The 16,501-nt window shown below is 67.5% G+C and carries 19 protein-coding genes; 6 read left to right on the top strand and 13 right to left on the bottom strand.

The window, feature by feature from the left end; genetic code table 11:
• Positions 1–6 precede the first annotated feature (6 nt).
• Positions 7–687: a PAS and ANTAR domain-containing protein gene (locus ACSVDM_RS22690; RefSeq protein ID WP_439267646.1), complete on the bottom strand. Its 681-nt coding sequence runs from the start codon at positions 685–687 to the stop codon at positions 7–9.
• Positions 688–993: 306 nt separating this feature from the next.
• Between ACSVDM_RS22690 and ACSVDM_RS22685 the strand changes: the two genes are divergently transcribed.
• Positions 994–1,404 carry an anti-sigma factor antagonist gene (locus ACSVDM_RS22685; protein ID WP_439267644.1) on the top strand — a complete coding sequence of 137 codons (411 nt, stop codon included), beginning with the start codon at positions 994–996 and terminating at the stop codon, positions 1,402–1,404.
• A gap of 34 nt (positions 1,405–1,438) precedes the next feature.
• Positions 1,439–1,621, top strand: coding sequence for a hypothetical protein (locus ACSVDM_RS22680; RefSeq protein ID WP_067489689.1), 183 nt, complete (start codon positions 1,439–1,441; stop codon positions 1,619–1,621).
• A 49-nt stretch (positions 1,622–1,670) separates the two neighbouring features.
• Here ACSVDM_RS22680 and ACSVDM_RS22675 read toward each other — a convergent pair whose 3' ends face one another.
• Together ACSVDM_RS22675 and ACSVDM_RS22670 are read right to left on the bottom strand one after the other, a co-directional pair.
• Entirely contained in the window at positions 1,671–2,021 is a 351-nt protein-coding gene (locus ACSVDM_RS22675) for a hypothetical protein (protein ID WP_439267642.1), read from the bottom strand.
• Position 2,022: 1 nt separating this feature from the next.
• Positions 2,023–2,445, bottom strand: coding sequence for a ChaB family protein (locus ACSVDM_RS22670; protein WP_067489684.1), 423 nt, complete (start codon positions 2,443–2,445; stop codon positions 2,023–2,025).
• Positions 2,446–2,562: 117 nt separating this feature from the next.
• Between ACSVDM_RS22670 and ACSVDM_RS22665 the strand changes: the two genes are divergently transcribed.
• Positions 2,563–2,763 carry a hypothetical protein gene (locus ACSVDM_RS22665; protein ID WP_133734118.1) on the top strand — a complete coding sequence of 67 codons (201 nt, stop codon included), beginning with the start codon at positions 2,563–2,565 and terminating at the stop codon, positions 2,761–2,763.
• 9 nt (positions 2,764–2,772) lie between these two features.
• Here the strand turns inward: ACSVDM_RS22665 and ACSVDM_RS22660 are convergent, their stop codons facing one another.
• From ACSVDM_RS22660 to ACSVDM_RS22640, 5 genes are all read right to left on the bottom strand, one after another.
• The gene (locus tag ACSVDM_RS22660) at positions 2,773–3,738 is read right to left on the bottom strand and encodes a glycine betaine ABC transporter substrate-binding protein (protein WP_439267639.1); all 966 of its coding nucleotides are present in this window, start codon (positions 3,736–3,738) and stop codon (positions 2,773–2,775) included.
• On the bottom strand, positions 3,735–4,472 hold the full coding sequence (locus tag ACSVDM_RS22655) for an ABC transporter permease (protein ID WP_181697148.1): 738 nt from the start codon (positions 4,470–4,472) through the stop codon (positions 3,735–3,737). The genes ACSVDM_RS22660 and ACSVDM_RS22655 overlap by 4 nt, the downstream gene beginning before the upstream one ends.
• The gene (locus tag ACSVDM_RS22650; RefSeq protein WP_439267637.1) at positions 4,469–5,728 is read right to left on the bottom strand and encodes an ATP-binding cassette domain-containing protein; all 1,260 of its coding nucleotides are present in this window, start codon (positions 5,726–5,728) and stop codon (positions 4,469–4,471) included. Before ACSVDM_RS22650 ends, ACSVDM_RS22655 begins: the two co-directional genes overlap by 4 nt.
• Entirely contained in the window at positions 5,725–6,369 is a 645-nt protein-coding gene (locus ACSVDM_RS22645) for an ABC transporter permease (RefSeq protein WP_067489676.1), read from the bottom strand. Before ACSVDM_RS22645 ends, ACSVDM_RS22650 begins: the two co-directional genes overlap by 4 nt.
• Before the next feature lie 99 nt (positions 6,370–6,468).
• Positions 6,469–7,383, bottom strand: coding sequence for a TauD/TfdA dioxygenase family protein (locus ACSVDM_RS22640; RefSeq protein ID WP_439267634.1), 915 nt, complete (start codon positions 7,381–7,383; stop codon positions 6,469–6,471).
• Between the two features lie 354 nt (positions 7,384–7,737).
• On the opposite strand from ACSVDM_RS22640, the gene pepN reads away from it, so the two are divergent.
• Positions 7,738–10,212, top strand: coding sequence for an aminopeptidase N (gene pepN / locus ACSVDM_RS22635; RefSeq protein ID WP_439267632.1), 2,475 nt, complete (start codon positions 7,738–7,740; stop codon positions 10,210–10,212).
• A 43-nt stretch (positions 10,213–10,255) separates the two neighbouring features.
• On the opposite strand, the gene ACSVDM_RS22630 is transcribed toward pepN, so the two are convergent.
• Positions 10,256–11,071, bottom strand: a complete 816-nt coding sequence (locus tag ACSVDM_RS22630; RefSeq protein ID WP_439267630.1) for an SDR family oxidoreductase — start codon at positions 11,069–11,071, stop codon at positions 10,256–10,258.
• Between the two features lie 259 nt (positions 11,072–11,330).
• Between ACSVDM_RS22630 and ACSVDM_RS22625 the strand changes: the two genes are divergently transcribed.
• Positions 11,331–11,876, top strand: coding sequence for a hypothetical protein (locus tag ACSVDM_RS22625; RefSeq protein WP_439267628.1), 546 nt, complete (start codon positions 11,331–11,333; stop codon positions 11,874–11,876).
• Positions 11,877–11,915: 39 nt separating this feature from the next.
• On the opposite strand, the gene ACSVDM_RS22620 is transcribed toward ACSVDM_RS22625, so the two are convergent.
• Genes ACSVDM_RS22620 through ACSVDM_RS22605 form a run of 4 tightly spaced genes read right to left on the bottom strand, consistent with a single transcriptional unit; the run spans position 11,916 to position 14,752 of the window.
• Positions 11,916–13,697, bottom strand: coding sequence for a thiamine pyrophosphate-requiring protein (locus ACSVDM_RS22620; RefSeq protein ID WP_439267626.1), 1,782 nt, complete (start codon positions 13,695–13,697; stop codon positions 11,916–11,918).
• 16 nt (positions 13,698–13,713) lie between these two features.
• Complete coding sequence (locus ACSVDM_RS22615) at positions 13,714–13,971, bottom strand: DUF4235 domain-containing protein (protein WP_067489661.1); 258 nt, start codon at positions 13,969–13,971, stop codon at positions 13,714–13,716.
• The gene (locus ACSVDM_RS22610) at positions 13,968–14,339 is read right to left on the bottom strand and encodes a DUF3618 domain-containing protein (protein ID WP_439267624.1); all 372 of its coding nucleotides are present in this window, start codon (positions 14,337–14,339) and stop codon (positions 13,968–13,970) included. The genes ACSVDM_RS22615 and ACSVDM_RS22610 overlap by 4 nt, the downstream gene beginning before the upstream one ends.
• The gene (locus ACSVDM_RS22605; RefSeq protein ID WP_439267622.1) at positions 14,336–14,752 is read right to left on the bottom strand and encodes a phage holin family protein; all 417 of its coding nucleotides are present in this window, start codon (positions 14,750–14,752) and stop codon (positions 14,336–14,338) included. Before ACSVDM_RS22605 ends, ACSVDM_RS22610 begins: the two co-directional genes overlap by 4 nt.
• A 99-nt stretch (positions 14,753–14,851) precedes the next feature.
• Here ACSVDM_RS22605 and ACSVDM_RS22600 point away from each other — a divergent pair, with 99 nt between their 5' ends.
• A complete protein-coding gene (locus ACSVDM_RS22600; protein ID WP_439267620.1) occupies positions 14,852–16,498 on the top strand; it encodes a bifunctional 3'-5' exonuclease/DNA polymerase in 1,647 nt (548 codons plus the stop codon).
• Positions 16,499–16,501: the final 3 nt, after the last annotated feature.

Below are 16,501 nucleotides of genomic sequence, written 5' to 3'. Positions count from 1 at the left end.
GGCGCCCTACTCCTTCACAGAGTCGGGCATGTGCGCGGTGAGCAGCACATGATCCAGCCTGGTGCGCAACTTCACCTCGTCACCCGCCACTTTCGGCAGCTCCGCGACCACCCGCTCCGCGATCGTGCGCAACTTGACATTGGTCTCCTGCGACCGCCACCGCAACACCCGGAACGCCTGCTCGGCGCTGATCGCATACACCAGCATCAACGCGCCCTTGGCCTGCTCGATCACTGTGCGCGCCTCGAGCACGCCCGGCAACGTGGTGTCGAGCGCCTCCCGCCGGAACTCCTCGGCGGTCTCGGTGACATCGATGTAATACCCTGCGGTGCCGATCACCGCACCGCTCTCGTCGCGCCACGGTTCCGACACCACGAGGACGTCCCTGACCTGGCCGTTGGTGTCGACGATGCGGTGATGACTCGAGAACGCGCCACCGTCCTCCACCGAGGTGATCATCGCCTCGAGCCGGTCGCGGTCACGCGGATGTTTGTGCGACAGGAGCAATTCCGTCGTCGGCTGGGTTCCCGGCGGATAACCGTGCATCGCGGCGACCTCGTCGGACCACTCCCACCGATGCGTGCCGAACCGGTAGCGAAACGAGCCCACCCGCAGGGGATCGCCCACGCCGACGACCCGTTCCACCAGGAAACGCTCGTCGGCGGACACATCCTCCCGATCGCTCATAGTCCTCAGTATTCACTGCTTGTGCCGACCCGTCGTCGCGTGCCGGGTCACGGCTCGTGCACGGCTCCATCCCGGTCGACGCTGCGTCCCGAATTTCGGCATCGAGTCGGTCACAGTCCATGACAGCGGCGTACCGGCGTGCTCAAATGGGTAGTACCAGCCGATCTTGAGGATCCAGGACCGGTGGCGCAGCGTGAGGCCTGCCGGTGCCGAGGAAATCGAGTACTCGTGAACACCCATTCCAGCCACGTAGGACGATACGAACTACCGGCCTTCGACGGCGAATCAGCAGATGTATCGGCCCGCGTGAGCGCCGACCTGGAGACCCGATCGAACGCGACCGTCCTGTACGTGCGCGGCGATATCGACGCCTACACCCTCACGCGCTGGCGGCGCGTCCTCGACGACGCCTTCCAGCGAGCTTCGGGTGGCGGGCAGTTGGTCGTCGATCTCGACGAAGTCACCTTCATGTCCTGCCGGTCGATCCTCGATCTGGCCTTTCGTGCCCAGCAGCACCACGACACCGTCCGGGTCAGCGTGGTCAAGGCCGCGCCTTCGGTCGTCGACCGCATCATCACCGCCGCCGGACTCGCCCAGTGGCTGACCCTGCACACAGACCTGGCCGACGTCATCTCGACGTCGACCGATCCGCCCCGACCGAGCCTGCGTGTGTGGACACACCGCGAACCCGGCCGGGGCACCCCAACACATCAGTGAAGAAGCAGTTCAGTTCTCTCGAGGAAGTTGTGCAATGCGCTATTCCGATCATCCTGTCTTCGACACCACCGAACCGGCGACCGAGCCGGACGCCACCGTTGTCAGCTGGCCCGAACCGAGCCCACTGCAGTCGTGGTGGAACGACATCATGCAGGGCGTGAAGCCGCCGCGCACCCGAACCGGCGGCCAGAAGTCCTCACGTCTGCCGCAGAACTAGCCCGATCGGTGCCGCAGGGCCGTCCGCCCTGCGGTGCCGTCCGGACTGGTCACCCGGTCACCGTGGTACCGGCGGAAATCATCAGATACGCGGTCATCAGGATGAACAGGAACCATCCTGCCCCCTGCCACACCCGCCACGACCGCCCGTCGCGATAACGCTGATAGGTGTGCACGAAAGCACCGATCCCACCGGCCAGCAACACCAGCGACGGACCGATCATCACGGCGGCCTGCGCCGGGGTATCGCACAGGTGAGTCTGCGCGCCCGCACAATTCGTGCGTGTCGCGGCCCAGAAGTTCACCACGGCGAAGACGATCGCCGCCAAGCCGATCACGCACACGCCGTAGAGCACGGCGCGGCCGTATGCCTGATCGTCACCACCGCCGCGGGCGGTCATCTCAGGACCGCGCCCGCGCGGTCGCGCGCCGGTTGGCCTTCTCGATCGCCTCGACCAGTTCCTCCTTGGTCATCCGCCACCTGCCGGTGATCGACAACCGCCCGGCGACATCGATGAGGTGACTCTTGGTCGCGTTCGCGTTCACCCCTTCGGCGCTCTCACCGCGCGGCGTCCGCCCGCCGGAAGCGGCCCGCGAATCCGACGGCCCCCTGGTGCCTTTCGGCTCCCAGTGATCCCCCACCTTCTCGAAACTGTGCTTCAACGCGCTGTAGGCGACCCGGTTGGCGCGTTCCTCGGTGCCGTACTCGTCCAGCGCCGCGTCGTGCGCCTTGGCGAACGTCCGCTGTGCCTTGGCGCTGGAACGCTGCAACGTACTCGGCAGCTCCGATGTCCGCGCCCGGCCCGAGCTCGTGGTCTTCGGCATCTCGACAGCCTTTCTCTCGCGGTCACTGTGGCGCTACCCAGGCCGGAGCAGCCGAAACCCGCACATCGAACCGAAAATAACGGTTTAGTAACCCCGGTTCCTGGCAACTATGAAGATATGACCCACTCACGTAATCGGACACCGAATACGACGAGTACGGATCTGACCAGCACCGCCATCATGTTGGCCACCTGCGTGTTCTTCTTGTTCGGTCTCACGACCCTCACCGGATCCCTGGCCGTCGCCGCTCTCGGCGCGCTCGGCCTGGCCGCCGCCATGGCCACCGCGACCAAGATGGTCGGCCTCAACCATCTCTGACCCGCGCGCCTACTCGATCAGGTTCGCGCTCTTCAACCACTCGTAGGCGACATCGGCCGGGTCCTCCCCGTCGATGTCCACGCGACCGTTGAGCTCACGCATCAGATCGTCGGTGAGCCGCTCGGAGATGGCGCCGAGCAGCGGACGCAGCTGCGGATGCGCCTCGATCACCGCACCACGCACCACAGCGGTCCCGCTGTAGGGCAGAAAGAACTTCTTGTCGTCTTCCAGCACAACCAGGTTCAGGTTCTTCACCCGGCCGTCGGTGGTGTAGACCATGCCGAACCGGCACGGCTCACCCTTGGCGGTCGCGGTGTAGACGACCCCCGCGTCCATCCTGGTGACATTGCCCGCGGGCACCCCGTTGGGATCGTTGTAGGGAATGCCGTACTTCGCCAGCATCGGAATGAAACCGTCCGAGCGACTGAAGAATTCGTCGTCGACACAGAACGTGCGCTCCGCCACCGGCAGCTGCGCGACGTCCGACAACGACCGCACCCCCAGCCGTTCGGCGGTCGGCGTCGAGGCCGCGAAAGCATAGGTGTCGTTGAAATTCGCGGGCGCCAACCACTCCAGATCGTGGTCACGCTTCTCCACCTCGTGCACCCGCTGCCACAACTCCTGCGGGTCGACGATCGTCTCGGTCTCGTTGTGGTAGTTCACCCACCCCGTACCCGTGTACTCCCACAGCACATCCGCGTCACCGTTGAGCTGCGCCTGCCGCGACGACGCCGACCCCGGCGCACCCGTCAGATCCGTGATCGACGCGCCCGCCGCGGCCAGATACGTGGCGGTGATCTTGCCCAGCAGCACGCCCTCGGTGAAACTCTTCGACGTCACCGTCAGCTTCGCGCCCTCGAGCGGCCGATCCCCACCGGGCAGGCTCGCGTCGTGGAAGGTCCCCGACGAGCTCACCAGCCCACACCCGGCGAGCAGCGAAACACTCGCCACCAGCGCGCACACCAGCCGTCTCATGAGATACCTCGCGGGGTCGCGGCCAGCTCCACGAGCCGACCGAGCCAGTCGATGATCAAGGCGAGCAGGCCGACGAGCACCGCACCGGAGATGAGCAACTTCGGCAGGAACAAGGTGACACCGGTCGTGATGAGCGTCCCGAGACTGGTCGCACCGATGAACGTGCTCAAGGTCGCGGTACCGACCAGGATCACCAGCGCCGTGCGCACACCGTTCAGGATCACCGGCACCGCGAGTGGCAACTCCACCTGCACCAGCGTCCGCAGCCCGGAGAACCCGATCCCGCGCGACGCCTCGATCGTGCGCTGATCCACCTGCCGCAACCCGACGATCGTGTTCTGCAGAATCGGCAGGATCGCATAGACCACCAAACCGACCACCGCTGTGCGGAACCCGGTCCCCAACCAGAACGTGAAGAGCACGAGCAGACCCACCGCCGGCGCCGCCTGCCCGATATTGGCGATGTTCACCGCCAGCGGTTCGAGCCTGCGCAGCGCGGGCCGGGTCAGCGCGATGCCGAGCGGAATCGCGACCACGACCACGATCAGCGTCGCCACCACGGTGAGCCGCACGTGCTCGACGATCGTCGTCCGCAGATTCGCCCAGCCCAGCGACGCCTGCTCGGTCGCGGTGAACGTCGACGCCCGGTACCACAGCAGGTACCCGATACCGATCACCGCGATGATCAACGGTTCGAACCACACGTCGATCGGCAACGCGCGCAGCCGCTTCACGCCGGATCACCCGGCCCCGGCTCGGCGGCGACCACCGGGGTCGGCGTCGGATCCGAACCATCGACATAGGTCTCGTAGGACGTCTCGCCCTCGGCGTTGTGCGCCTCGGCCAGCTTGGTCTGGATCACGTCGGTCACCGCACCGATACTGAGCGAACCGACCACCCTGCCCCGCCCGTCGGTCACCAGCGTGGCGCCCTGGCTCGCCGCGAGCATCGCATCGAGGGCGTCGTTGAGCGTGGAGGACTGCGCGACCACCGGCAGCCGCCGATCCAGATAGTCCGAAACCTCCGGCTTGCTCGACACCTCACGCAGCGACGGCCACGAACGGGGCCGCCCCGCCGAGTCGACCACGACCACCCAGGTGTGGCCGGCGCGGGTCGCCCGGGCGATCACTTCCTTGGCGGGCTCACCGATCCGCGCGGTCGTCACCGGATCGACCTCCACATCACCCACCCGGGACACCGTCAGATACGCCAGTTTCGCCCCCGATCCCACGAACTCCTCCACGAACGGTGTGGCCGGATCGGTGAGGATCTCCTCGGGCCGCGCGTACTGCTCCACATGCCCACCCTCGGACAGGATGAGCACCCGGTCGCCGAGCTTGGTCGCCTCCTCGAAATCGTGGGTGACGACGACGATGGTCTTACCCAGCTCGTGCTGGATCGCGATCAGGCTGTCCTGCAGGCGAACTCGGGTGATCGGATCGACGGCGCCGAACGGTTCGTCCATCAGCAGCACCGGCGGATCCGCGGCGAGTGCCCGCGCAACACCCACGCGCTGCTGCTGGCCGCCGGACATGTCCTTGGGCAGCCGGTCGGCGAAGGTCGCCGAGTCAAGACCCACCAGATCCAGCAGATATTCGGTGCGCTCGGCGATGCGCTTCTTGTCCCAGCCGAGCACCCGGGGTATTGCCCCGATGTTCTTGGCCACCGACCAGTGCGGGAACAACCCACCCGACTGGATGACATAACCGATGGACTGACGGAGCTTGTCCGGATCCTCCCTGGTCACATCGCGTCCACCGATGAAGATCCGGCCCTCCGTCGGCTCGATCAACCGGTTGATCATCTTCAGGGTCGTCGTCTTCCCGCAGCCCGACGGCCCGACGAAGGCGACGATCTCACCCGCCTCGATCTCGAGGTCCAACCGCTCGACGGCCGGCTTTTCCTGCCCCTTGTACCGCTTCACGACGGAGTCGAGGACGATGGACGCGCCGGTCACGTCGCGTTCGGACGGGGTGGTCACCGTGGTCATGAGAGCCCCTTGGCAATGGTGAGTCGTCCGAGCAGGACGAGGAGCGCGTCGAACACCAACGCGACGACAACGATGAGAATGGTTCCGGTGAGCGCCATTTCGAGCGCGTTAGCCCCGCCGAGCCGCGACAGCCCGTTGAAGATGAGCGATCCGAGTCCCGGGCCGAGCACATAGGCGACGATGGCGGCGACGCCCACGATCATCTGCGTGGACACCCTGATGCCGGTGAGGATCACCGGCCAGGCGATCGGCAGCTCGACGGTGAGCAGAATCCGCCACCGCGACAACCCGATCCCCCGCGCCGACTCCACCACCGAGGCGGGTACCGAGCGCAGGCCGACGATCGCATTACCGATCACCGGCAGCGCCGCGAAGAACGCCAGCATCAGAAACGACGGAACGACACCGAGCCCGAACGGCACGAGCAGCAGGGCCAACAGCGCCAGCGACGGAATCGTCAACGCCACCCGGCTCGACGTGAGCGTCAATGCCGACGCCAGCGGCAGCCGGTACACCGCCACCGCGATCAGCACCGCGACAACAGTTCCCACCAGCACGGTCTGGAAAGCCAGCGACGCGTGCTGATAGGTGAGGAAGGTCAGCACCTCGCCCCGACCCTGGATATAGCTCCACAAATTCACGGCATTCCCATCGTCGGGCTGGACCGATTCGCGCGCGATCGCCGGATATACCTGCGGTCGCAGACTAACCGATACCGCTCGCTCGACGGTGGATTCGCGTCAGGCCGCACGGTGGGGCGCAGTGACATAGTCGCGCGCGTCGCCCGCGATCACCGTGCTCGGCCGCCCGTCGACACCGACCGGGACCGGTCCGCCGAGCGTGATCCGGGTGAGCCTGCGATGCGCGCCGTCGTAATCGTCCACGGCGTAGTGCTGGGTGGCCCGGTTGTCCCAGATCGCGACATCACCGAGCGACCAATTCCAGCGGGTGGTGTGCTCGAGGCGCGTCACCCGATCCTGGAAAAGCCGGAACAACGCCCGTGATTCGCTACTGGAGACGCCGACGATCTCCTTCACGAAGCAACCGAGCAGCAGGGCACGCTCACCGGTTTCCGGGTGCACTTCCACCACCGGGTGCTCGGTCTCGAAATATGTCGACTCGAATTCGCGCCGATACGCGCGTTCGAAATCATCGGTCCGGTCCACGACGTCGGCCGCGTAGTCGTAACGATTGGTGTGCCTGGCGCGCAGATTCCCCGCGAGCAGTTTCAGTGAGGCAGGCAGCGAGTCGTACGCCGCGACGGTGGACGCCCAGGTGGTCGTACCGCCGTACTCGGGCAGCGTCACCGCCCGCAGGATCGAGGCCTTGGGCACCCGGTCGACGAACGTGACATCGGTGTGCCACACATTCGACCTGGTCTGATGCGAGTCGATCGCCAGACTCTTGGCCCCCGCCGAGGTCACCGTGGGGTGCGGGGTGGTCGGTGCACCGAGGAGCTCGGCGAATTCGTACTGCCCGTCCTCGCTCAGATGCTCCTGACCGCGGAAGAAGATCACCTTGTGTTCGGCGAGCGCGGCGCGAATGGTGTCGACCGAACGCACATCGAGGTCACCACCGAGGCGGATGCCGTCGATGCGGGCACCGATGTGGGCGCCGAGCTTCACCACACGCACGGCGTCGGCTGGAACGGACATTCGAGGGCCTTTCGATCGAACCTGCGCGAACAGGACCTACGAAACCAGTCGGCGGATACAGCGAACAGCATTCTGTTCACGCTGAGCCGAAGGCGGCTTCTGCCCTTCGGGGTCCTAAGAAGGCCGGCGTAGCCGGTTGTTTTGTTTGAGATCGAGAGTGATTCATAAGTAGATGCGCATATCGCGCTATCGGCATGTTATTCACCGGCCTGAGCCTGCCCGAGGCGTACACCGCCCCGGCAAGCAGATCGACAGTCGGCCTCGGCCGCCCGAATTACCTTGCCTCCCAGTCGAATAGATCGGGGGCGCGATAACCACTCCCCTCCCCCACCTCATGACTGGCAGGATCGGGACGTGACTACCGCCAACCTGACCCGCTCCGAGACCGCCGCGCGATCCGCCACGGTCACCGTGCGTGACTACCGCGTCGAACTCGATCTGTCCGGCGCACCCGAGCACGCTCGCCCGGGGTTCACCACCACGACGACGGTCGCCTTCGACGCCACGGCGACCGAGACGTGGCTCGATTTCCTCGGTCTCGCAGTCGAATCGGTCACCGTGAACGGACGGGAAGTGGCGGTCGACTATGACGGCGCTCGGATTACCGTGACCGGCCTGTCGGCATCGAACGTCATCGTTGTGCGGGCGGTCGGCGAGTACAGCCGCTCGGGTGAGGGTTTGCACCGGTTCCTCGATCCGGCCGACGGCAGCACCTACCTCTACACCCAGTACGAGCCGGCGGACGCGCGCCGGGTATTCGCCTGCTTCGAGCAGCCCGATATGAAGGCGCCGTTCACCTTTGTCGTCACGGCGCCCGACGGCTGGGAGGTCATGTCGAATCGGCCCGCCGATACCGTGACCGTCGACGGCCCGAATCAGACGGTGGAGTTCTCACCGACCCTGCCGATTTCCACCTACATCACCGCGGTCGCGGCCGGTCCGTATCACCGCGTCGAATCCTCGTGGAGCCGTGGGGAACTGACGATCCCGCTCGGCGTGCTGTGCCGCGCCTCGCTGGCCGACCATCTGGACGCGGACACGATTCTCGAGGTGACCCGCCAAGGCCTCGAGTTCTTCGCCGAGCATTTCGCCTACCCGTACCCCTGGGGCAAGTACGACCAGGTGTTCGTGCCCGAATACAACCTCGGCGCCATGGAGAACCCGGGCCTGGTCACCTTCACCGAGGCCTACGTGTTCCGTGGTGCGGCGACGGCGGCGCAGTACGAGGGCCGTGCGAACACGATCCTGCACGAGATGGCGCACATGTGGTTCGGCGATCTCGTCACCATGGTGTGGTGGGACGACCTGTGGCTCAAGGAGTCCTTCGCCGACTACATGGGCGCGCTGGCCAGTGCGGAGGCCACCGAGTGGACCGACGCCTGGGTGGCGTTCGCCAACCGCCGTAAGGCGTGGGCGTACCTGCAGGATCAGTTGCCGACGACGCATCCGATCGTCGCCGACATCACCGATCTCGAGGCGGCCAAGCTCAATTTCGACGGCATCACCTACGCCAAGGGCGCGAGCGTGCTCAAGCAGCTCGTCGCCTATGTCGGCCGGGAGGCGTTCTTCGCGGGCGCCCGCCGCTACTTCCGGGCCCACGCGTTCGGCAACACGACCCTCGGCGATCTGCTGAGGGAGTTGTCCGCCGAGTCCGGCCGCGACCTCGACGCGTGGGCACGCGCCTGGTTGCAGACCACCGGCGTCTCCACCGTGACCCTCGAGGACGACCACATCGTGCAGACCGATCCACGCCCGCACCGGCTCGCGGTCGGTCTCTACGACTTCGACGCCGACGGCGCCCTCGTCCGCCGTGACCGCGTGGAGGTCGACATCGTCGAGGAGCGCACCCCGATCACCCTCTCCCCCGCTCCCCTGCGGCTGCTCAACGACGGCGATCTCACCTACGCGAAGGTTCGTCTCGACGCCGATTCCCTGGCGACCGTGGAGCGCTCACTCGACCGCGTGGTCGACCCGCTGGCCCGCGGGCTGATCTGGTCGGCGCTGTGGAATGCCACGCGCGACGGCGAGCTCGCCGTCGGCCGGTATCTGACGATGGCCCGCGACTTCGCTCCCGCCGAGTCCAATACGGCCCTGCTCACGGCGGCGCTTTCGAACGCCTCCTTCGCCATCGGCCACTACCTGCCGACCGCCGAGCGCGACAGGTGGCGCCAAGAATGGCTCGAATCATGCTGGACCGCACTATATTCCGCTGCGCCCGGTTCCGGCGAGCAGCTGGCGTTCGCCCGCGCGACCGCGGCCGCCGCCACCGTCGACGCGGGGCGGGCCGCCGATATCCGCGCCATGTTGCTCGGTGAAACTCCCGCTCCGAAGGGGCTGGCCCTGGACCCTGACCTGCGGTGGGCCCTCTGGACGGCACTGGCCGCGACCGGCGCCGCGACCGCCGACGAGCTGGACATCGAACTCACCCGCGACGACACCGCCTCGGGCCGCACCGCTCACCTGCATGCCCTGGCCGCCCGCCCGGATCGGGACGTGAAAGCCGCCGCGTGGACGCGCATCTTCGACGACACCGCGCTCACCAACGACCACCTCGACGCCGTGATCGACGGTTTCCGCGCAGGCGACCGCCGCGACCTGATCGGCTCCTACGACGACGAGTACTTCACCCGACTGCGTCCGACCTGGGAGCAGCGCAGCATCGAGATCGCCCGCCGCATCGTCATCGGCCTCTTTCCCGCCGCCGACTCCCTGGCAGCCGTGGGCAACTGGCTCGCGACGAACACCGACGCCCCCGCGGCCCTGCGCCGCCTGGTCGTCGAGCAACGCGATCATCTCGCCCGCGCACTGCGGGTCCGCGCGCTCGGATGAAGCTCGACCGCCACGAGCCCCGCAGGTGCCGTAGGCATGTGGATCAGCCGTCGAGGAACTGATCGGCGTTGGCTTTCGCCCAGTCGCGGAAGGTGGTCGCCGGGCGGCCGGTGATGTCCTGGACGCTGGTGATCGGCAGCGTGTCGATCGGCGGGCTGTAGCCGAGCAGGACGTTGTCGACGTACCACTCGGTGTTGTCGCCCATACTCGGCGCCAGGGCGGCAATGGTTTCGGCCCGATCGGATCGGAGGAAGGTGAGCTCGCGGCCGATGGTGGCGGCGATCTGGGCGAGCTGCTCGGCGCGGGTGAGGACTTCCGGTCCTGCCAGCGGGTAGGCACGCCCGAGGTGGTCGTCGTCGAGCAGAGCGGTCGCGGCTACCGCGGCGATATCGTCCATCGCGACGGGTGCGGTGGCCGTCTCGGGGCGCGGTTCGCGAACCGTACCCGTAGCGCGGATCTGCTGCGACCAGCTGACGCTGTTCTCCATGAAGTCGGCGGGCCACAGGTGCGTCCACGCCAGCCCACTGTCCTCGACGGCATTGCTCACGGTCCCCCACCAGCTGTCGGGTTCGCCGGACAGATCGACGACGTGGCGGACGCCGGCCGCTGCCGCTCGCTCGAGCACCGCACCGACGACTTCGGGTGCCGGGGCGAGATAGATCCGGTCCACGCCGTCGAATACCCCGTCCAGGCTGTCGGGCTTACGCAGATTGCCGCGCACCGGCACCACCCCGGCGGGCAGCGCCGCCCGGTCTGGATTCACCGTCAACGCCCGGATATCGGAGACCCCTCGCGCGATCAGTTGGTCTACGACCTTGCGTCCGACACTGCCCGTTGCTCCTGTCACCAGGATCGTCATGACGTTCCTTCCGCTCGATTCCCTGAATACTCATCCTGCCGAGAAAATTTGGATCCGGCATATACGAATTTCGGCGGCATAGCGAAACCTACGGTGTGGCAATCTCATTCGGTGGATGCGCCCATTCGGTGATGTTTTTCCGGTATGACCGCTGGTGGGTTCACATCCGGTGGGGACAGTGTGAAGATGATCTCGGGCCGAGATCCGGTCCGGCAGAGGATGTTCCGCCGGACTCCGGCGGGCAGACTGGAGGGGCAAGATGAAGAAATTCTGCGCGGTCGCTGTCCTCGCGGTCGGGGCTGTCGGCCTCACCGCCACCACCAACGCTCACGCCGCACCGACGGCGGCCCCGGTTGTCCAGGGCACCGAAAACGGGGTGGCGTTCACCGCGGGCCCCTCGGCCGACGGTGCAGGGCTCACCACCTCGGTGGTCGACGGCACCTTCACCCTCACGGGCGGCAGCGTGACCCTCACCGATCGCGAGGGCCGTGCGGTCGCGTCCATTCCGACCCGAATCGTATCGACCGCGGGCACCTTCGACCTGGCAGCGGCCATCGCGGCCGACGGCCGCTCGCTCACCCTCACTCCGGTGGGCGCACCGGCCGCCGTCACGGCCAATACAGCCGAGTTCATCGACGAGGCCGCCGAGACCCAGGCCCGTAAGCAGCACAATGCGGGGATCGGCGCGCTCATCGGCGCCGGAATCGGTGCTGTTCTCGGCTTCTTCCTCGGCGGTGTCGGCGCGCTGGTGACCATCCCGATCGGCGCGGGCATCGGCGCGCTGATCGGCTACTCGACGCCGTAGCGAGGCGGTGGTGGCCGGCCGTCGGGTCGGCCACCACGCTCAGCGGCGCAGTTCCTGCGCCTTCGACTTCACTCCCTGCACGAACAGCCGCCACGCGCCCGGATCACCTTGCAGCACAGCCCGTCCCAGGTCCTTGACCTGGTCGGCGGTCGCGTGCGGCGGCAGCGGCGGCACCTCGGGATCGCAGCGGATGTCGAGCAGCACCGGGCGATCCGCCGCCAGCGCACGGTCCCAGGCCGGGCCGATGTCCTCGGACCTGTCCACGCTGATGCCGACCATGCCCGCGCAGCGGGCGATATCGGCGTAGGAGACGTCCGGAAGTGTTTGCGATTCCTCGAATTTCGGCGCGCCACCCATGGCGCGCAGTTCCCAGGTGACCATATTGAGGTCGTTGTTGTGGAACACGCACACGATCAGCCGCTGATCGGGCCACAGGTCCTGGTAGCGCTGGATGGTGAGCAGTTCGTTCAGCCCGTTCATCTGCATGGCACCGTCACCGACGATGGCGATCACCGGCCGTCCCGGGTGCGCGAATTTGGCGCCGATCGCGTACGGCACGCCCGCGCCCATGCTCGCCAATGTGCCCGACAGCGATCCCCGCATGGTGCCGCGCATGCGAAGGCAACGGGCGTACCAGGTGGTGGAGGAACCCGAGTCGGCGGTGACGATCGCGTCGTCGGGGATGCGCTGCGAGAGTTCCCACACGATCCGCATGGGATTGGCCGGTTCGGCATCGAGCATCGACTGGTTCTCGACGGTCTGCCACCACTGCGCCACATTCGCTTCGACCGTCTCGCGCCAGGAGCGGTCGTCCTTGCGATGTAGCAGTGGAATGAGCTGGCGCAGTGTGGCTTTCGCGTCGCCGACCAGGTTCACCTCGGTCGGGTACCGCATGCCGATCAGGGCACCGTCGAGGTCGATCTGCACCGCGCGGGCCTGATCGTATTCGGGCAGGAACTGGCTGTAGGGGAAGTTGGAGCCGACGATGAGCAGGGTGTCGCAGTCGCGCATCAGCTCGTAGCTGGGGCGGGTGCCGAGCAAGCCGATCGAGCCGGTGACGAACGGCAGTTCGTCGCTGAGTACGTCTTTGCCGAGCAGCGCTTTGGCGATGCCCGCACCGGTCAGTTCCGCGATCTCGAGCACCTCGTCCGCCGCGTCGCGCGCACCCTGCCCGATCAGCATGGCCACCTTGGTGCCCGCGTCGAGCACGGCCGCCGCCCGTTCCAGCTCGGATCGCACCGGTACCGAGCTGGTCAGCGGTGCGCTCGGTGGGCTGGACGGCACTTCCTTGAAGGCATGCGCGGGTGGTTCGTAGGGTTCCTCCTGCAGATCGGCCGGAATGATGACCGCTGTCGGCGCGCGGCGGGCGAGGGCAGTGCGAAATGCTCGATCCAGGGCGTTGGGCAGCTGGTCGGCGACATTGACCTCGACCAGGTATTCGGATGCCACGTCCTTGAACAGCGCCTGCAGATCCACTTCCTGCTGATAGTTGCCGCCCATGGCGCTGCGCGCGGTCTGCCCGACGATCGCCACCACCGGCACGTGGTCGAGCTTGGCGTCGTAGAGACCGTTGAGCAGATGGATGGCGCCGGGGCCCGACGTCGCCGCGCATACGCCGACCCGGCCGCTGAACTTGGCATAACCCACCGCCTGGAACGCCGACATCTCCTCGTGCCTGCTCTGCACGAAACGCGGTGTGTTGTCGGCCCGTCCGAAGGCGGCGATCAGGCCGTTGATGCCGTCGCCGGGGTATCCGAAGACCTGTTCGACACCCCATTCCCGCAACCGGCGCAGCAAGTAATCGCCTACCTGTTCCGACATGGTTCTCCTGTCCTCGTCAGTCGGGCCACGTTCCGGTGAGCGACTTGTAGCCCGTGGCGCCGGCCCGGTCGACGGCGGCTTTCACGAGGCCGAAGATGGCGCCCTGGAGAGCGGCGGCCAGCAGCACTTCCCGCCAGGTCGCGTTGCGGGTGGTCGAGGTCGGCGGGTCGCCACCGTCGGCCACCGCGCCCCAGACCCGGTTGAACACCGCGCTCGCGGCGATGCCGCCGAGCACGCCGACGACCATGCCGAGCGGTTTGTACAGCGTCTTCATGCGCGCCGCCGCCGGGCGAGGAACCAGACCAGCAGCGCGGCGAACACCGCGGCCGCCGCGACCGGAACCTGGGGTTTGCGGGCGGCCAGGTCCGCGGCCTGCCTGCCTCGGTCGACCACGGGGTCGGGGACCGTGGACTCGACCTTGCCGACCACCTGTCCGGCTTTGTCCCGTGCCTTGTCGGCGGTGTAGAGCGCCTGGTACTTGGCGTCGGTGACGCGGTGCTTGGCCGCTTCGGTGGTCTCGTGGACCTTGTCCTTGGTGCGGGCGGGTACGTCGAATTTGTCGGTCAGCTCGGCGACGGTCTCGCCGAGTTCCCGGCGGGCCTGGTCACGGTCCCGGCGCAGTGCCTCCGGGTCGTCGGTCATCGTCTGCTCCCGTCCTTGATGATGTCGATGTCGTCCTTGATGCCGTGCACGGCTTCCTGCGGTACGGGCGGTGCGGCCGAACTGACGTTCTTCTTCCCGACGAGCGCCAGGATCGCGCCGATCACGAGCAGGGCGGCGCCGACGATCAGCGCGGCCGCCCATTCGGGCAGGACCAGCGCCAGCGCGAAGATCGCCGCGACGGTCAGCGCGATGCCGCCGTAGAACGCGACGAGTCCGCCCGCTCCGGCGATGCCCGCTCCGCGGGCGATTCCTTTTGTGCGGTCCTGCATTTCGACGCGTGCCAGCTGCAATTCGTCGCGCACCAGGCGGGTGATCTGTTTGGTGGCGTCGTCGACGAGTTCGGTGACCGACCGGGTGTGCTGCGTGGGCGGGCCGGTCTGCGTGTGCGCCATCGCGTTACCTCCTGTCCGGGTTCTCCCGATCGTGGGCCGCTTACCCGGCACCCGGGCCGGTAAACAGTGGTTGTCGGACCCTGCTGACAGACTCTGCGCATGCGGTGGGCGGTGGCGGAGACGGGTGACGGTGGCGCTCGCCTGTGCCCGCTCGACCAGGACGGGCGTCCGGCCGGTCCGGTTGTCACGGAGCCGTCGCTGGTCGAGGCGATCCGCGCACGTCCGTACGTGGGGCGGTGGGTGTGGCGGTCCACCGCCGAGATCTACCGGCCGCTGCTCGCGGCGGGTGTGCGCGTGGAACGCTGCTACGACGTGCAAGCGGCCGAGGCGTTGCTGATCGGCTACGAGCAGGGGCAATCCGGTCAGCCTCGGTCGTTGGCGGCGGCTTGGGCGCGGCTGCGCAACCTGCCCGTCCCACCGGACGCGCCCGCGCGCAGCGCCGAGACGCAACCCTCGCTGTTCGATTCGGGTCCGGTGCCGTTGCCGCCCGGCACCGATGAGCTCACCGCGCTGGTCGAGGTGTACGCGGGGCAGCTCGCACGGACCGGGCGGACTGAACATCCCGATCGGATGCGCTTGCTGATCGCGGCCGAATCGGCGGGCATGCTGGTGGCCACCGAGATGTCGCGCGCCGGCATTCCCTGGCGGGCCGACGTGCACCGCGAACTGCTCGACACCATGCTCGGTGAACGATTTCCCGGTGGGGCGGAACCACGGCGGATGGCAGAACTCGCCGACGAGGTGTCGCGCGCCTTCGGCACCCGTGTGCGGCCCGATCTCCCTCAGGACATCATCCGGGCGTTCGCGCGGGCGGGAGTCGCGCTGTCGTCCACGCGCAAATGGGAACTGCAGCGCGTCGATCATCCGGCCGTCGCGCCGCTGTTGGCGTACAAGACGCTCTACCGCCTGCACACCGCGCACGGTTGGGCCTGGCTCGAGCAGTGGGTGCACGGTGGCCGGTTCCGGCCCGAGTATCTGCCGGGTGGAACGGTGTCGGGGCGGTGGACCACCAATGGTGGTGGCGCCCTGCAGATTCCGAAGGTGATCCGGCAGGCGATCCGCGCCGATCCCGGTTGGTGTCTGGTCGTGGCCGATGCCGATCAGATGGAGCCGCGCGTGCTGGCCGCCATCTCCCGTGATCGCGGTCTGATGGAGGTGGCCGGTCGCGGCGAGGACCTGTACGCGGATCTGGCGGCGCGTGGTTTCGGTGGCGACCGGGCCCAGGCCAAGCTCGCGCTGCTCGGCGCCATCTACGGCCAGACCTCCGGCGACGCGCTCACCCATCTCGCCGGTCTGCGGCGCCGATATCCGGCCGCGGTGGCGTATGTGGACGATGCGGCATACGCCGGGGAGGAGGGTCGGCTGGTGCGTACCTGGTTGGGCCGGACCTGCCCGCCGGTGTCGGCCACTCCGGAAGAGGTCGATGTGCCACCTGCCGAGCGCAGCGGTTCGGCGGCGCGCGCCAGGGGCCGTTTCACCCGCAATTTCGTGGTGCAGGGCAGCGCGGCCGACTGGGCCCTGCTCGTGCTGGCCGCGTTACGGCAGGCGATCGCGCAGATGCGCGCCGAGCTGGTGTTCTTCCAGCACGACGAGGTGATCGTGCACTGCCCGGCCGAGGAGGCGCCGGTGGTTGCCGAGGCGATCGCGGCGGCGGCCGACCTGGCGGGCAGGCTCACGTTCGGGGAGACTCCGGTGCGGTTCCCCTTCACCACGGCGGTGGTGCAGTGCTACGGGGATGCCAAGTAGTCA

Source organism: Nocardia sp. JW2 (genome assembly GCF_051843015.1).
Classification (GTDB): Bacteria; Actinomycetota; Actinomycetes; order Mycobacteriales; family Mycobacteriaceae; genus Nocardia; species Nocardia coubleae.
This window is presented reverse-complemented; position numbering and strand designations above follow the sequence as displayed.

Coding starts and splice junctions, on each gene's coding strand:
- ACSVDM_RS22600 (WP_439267620.1), top strand. CDS start 14,852: ATGCGGTGGGCGGTGGCGGAGACGGGTGACGGTGGCGCTCGCCTGTGC.
- ACSVDM_RS22675 (WP_439267642.1), bottom strand. CDS start 2,021: ATGACCGCCCGCGGCGGTGGTGACGATCAGGCATACGGCCGCGCCGTG.
- ACSVDM_RS22690 (WP_439267646.1), bottom strand. CDS start 687: ATGAGCGATCGGGAGGATGTGTCCGCCGACGAGCGTTTCCTGGTGGAA.
- ACSVDM_RS22625 (WP_439267628.1), top strand. CDS start 11,331: ATGAAGAAATTCTGCGCGGTCGCTGTCCTCGCGGTCGGGGCTGTCGGC.
- ACSVDM_RS22610 (WP_439267624.1), bottom strand. CDS start 14,339: ATGACCGACGACCCGGAGGCACTGCGCCGGGACCGTGACCAGGCCCGC.
- ACSVDM_RS22620 (WP_439267626.1), bottom strand. CDS start 13,697: ATGTCGGAACAGGTAGGCGATTACTTGCTGCGCCGGTTGCGGGAATGG.
- ACSVDM_RS22660 (WP_439267639.1), bottom strand. CDS start 3,738: ATGAGACGGCTGGTGTGCGCGCTGGTGGCGAGTGTTTCGCTGCTCGCC.
- ACSVDM_RS22665 (WP_133734118.1), top strand. CDS start 2,563: ATGACCCACTCACGTAATCGGACACCGAATACGACGAGTACGGATCTG.
- ACSVDM_RS22640 (WP_439267634.1), bottom strand. CDS start 7,383: ATGTCCGTTCCAGCCGACGCCGTGCGTGTGGTGAAGCTCGGCGCCCAC.
- ACSVDM_RS22605 (WP_439267622.1), bottom strand. CDS start 14,752: ATGGCGCACACGCAGACCGGCCCGCCCACGCAGCACACCCGGTCGGTC.
- ACSVDM_RS22615 (WP_067489661.1), bottom strand. CDS start 13,971: ATGAAGACGCTGTACAAACCGCTCGGCATGGTCGTCGGCGTGCTCGGC.
- ACSVDM_RS22680 (WP_067489689.1), top strand. CDS start 1,439: ATGCGCTATTCCGATCATCCTGTCTTCGACACCACCGAACCGGCGACC.
- ACSVDM_RS22630 (WP_439267630.1), bottom strand. CDS start 11,071: ATGACGATCCTGGTGACAGGAGCAACGGGCAGTGTCGGACGCAAGGTC.
- ACSVDM_RS22670 (WP_067489684.1), bottom strand. CDS start 2,445: ATGCCGAAGACCACGAGCTCGGGCCGGGCGCGGACATCGGAGCTGCCG.
- ACSVDM_RS22650 (WP_439267637.1), bottom strand. CDS start 5,728: ATGACCACGGTGACCACCCCGTCCGAACGCGACGTGACCGGCGCGTCC.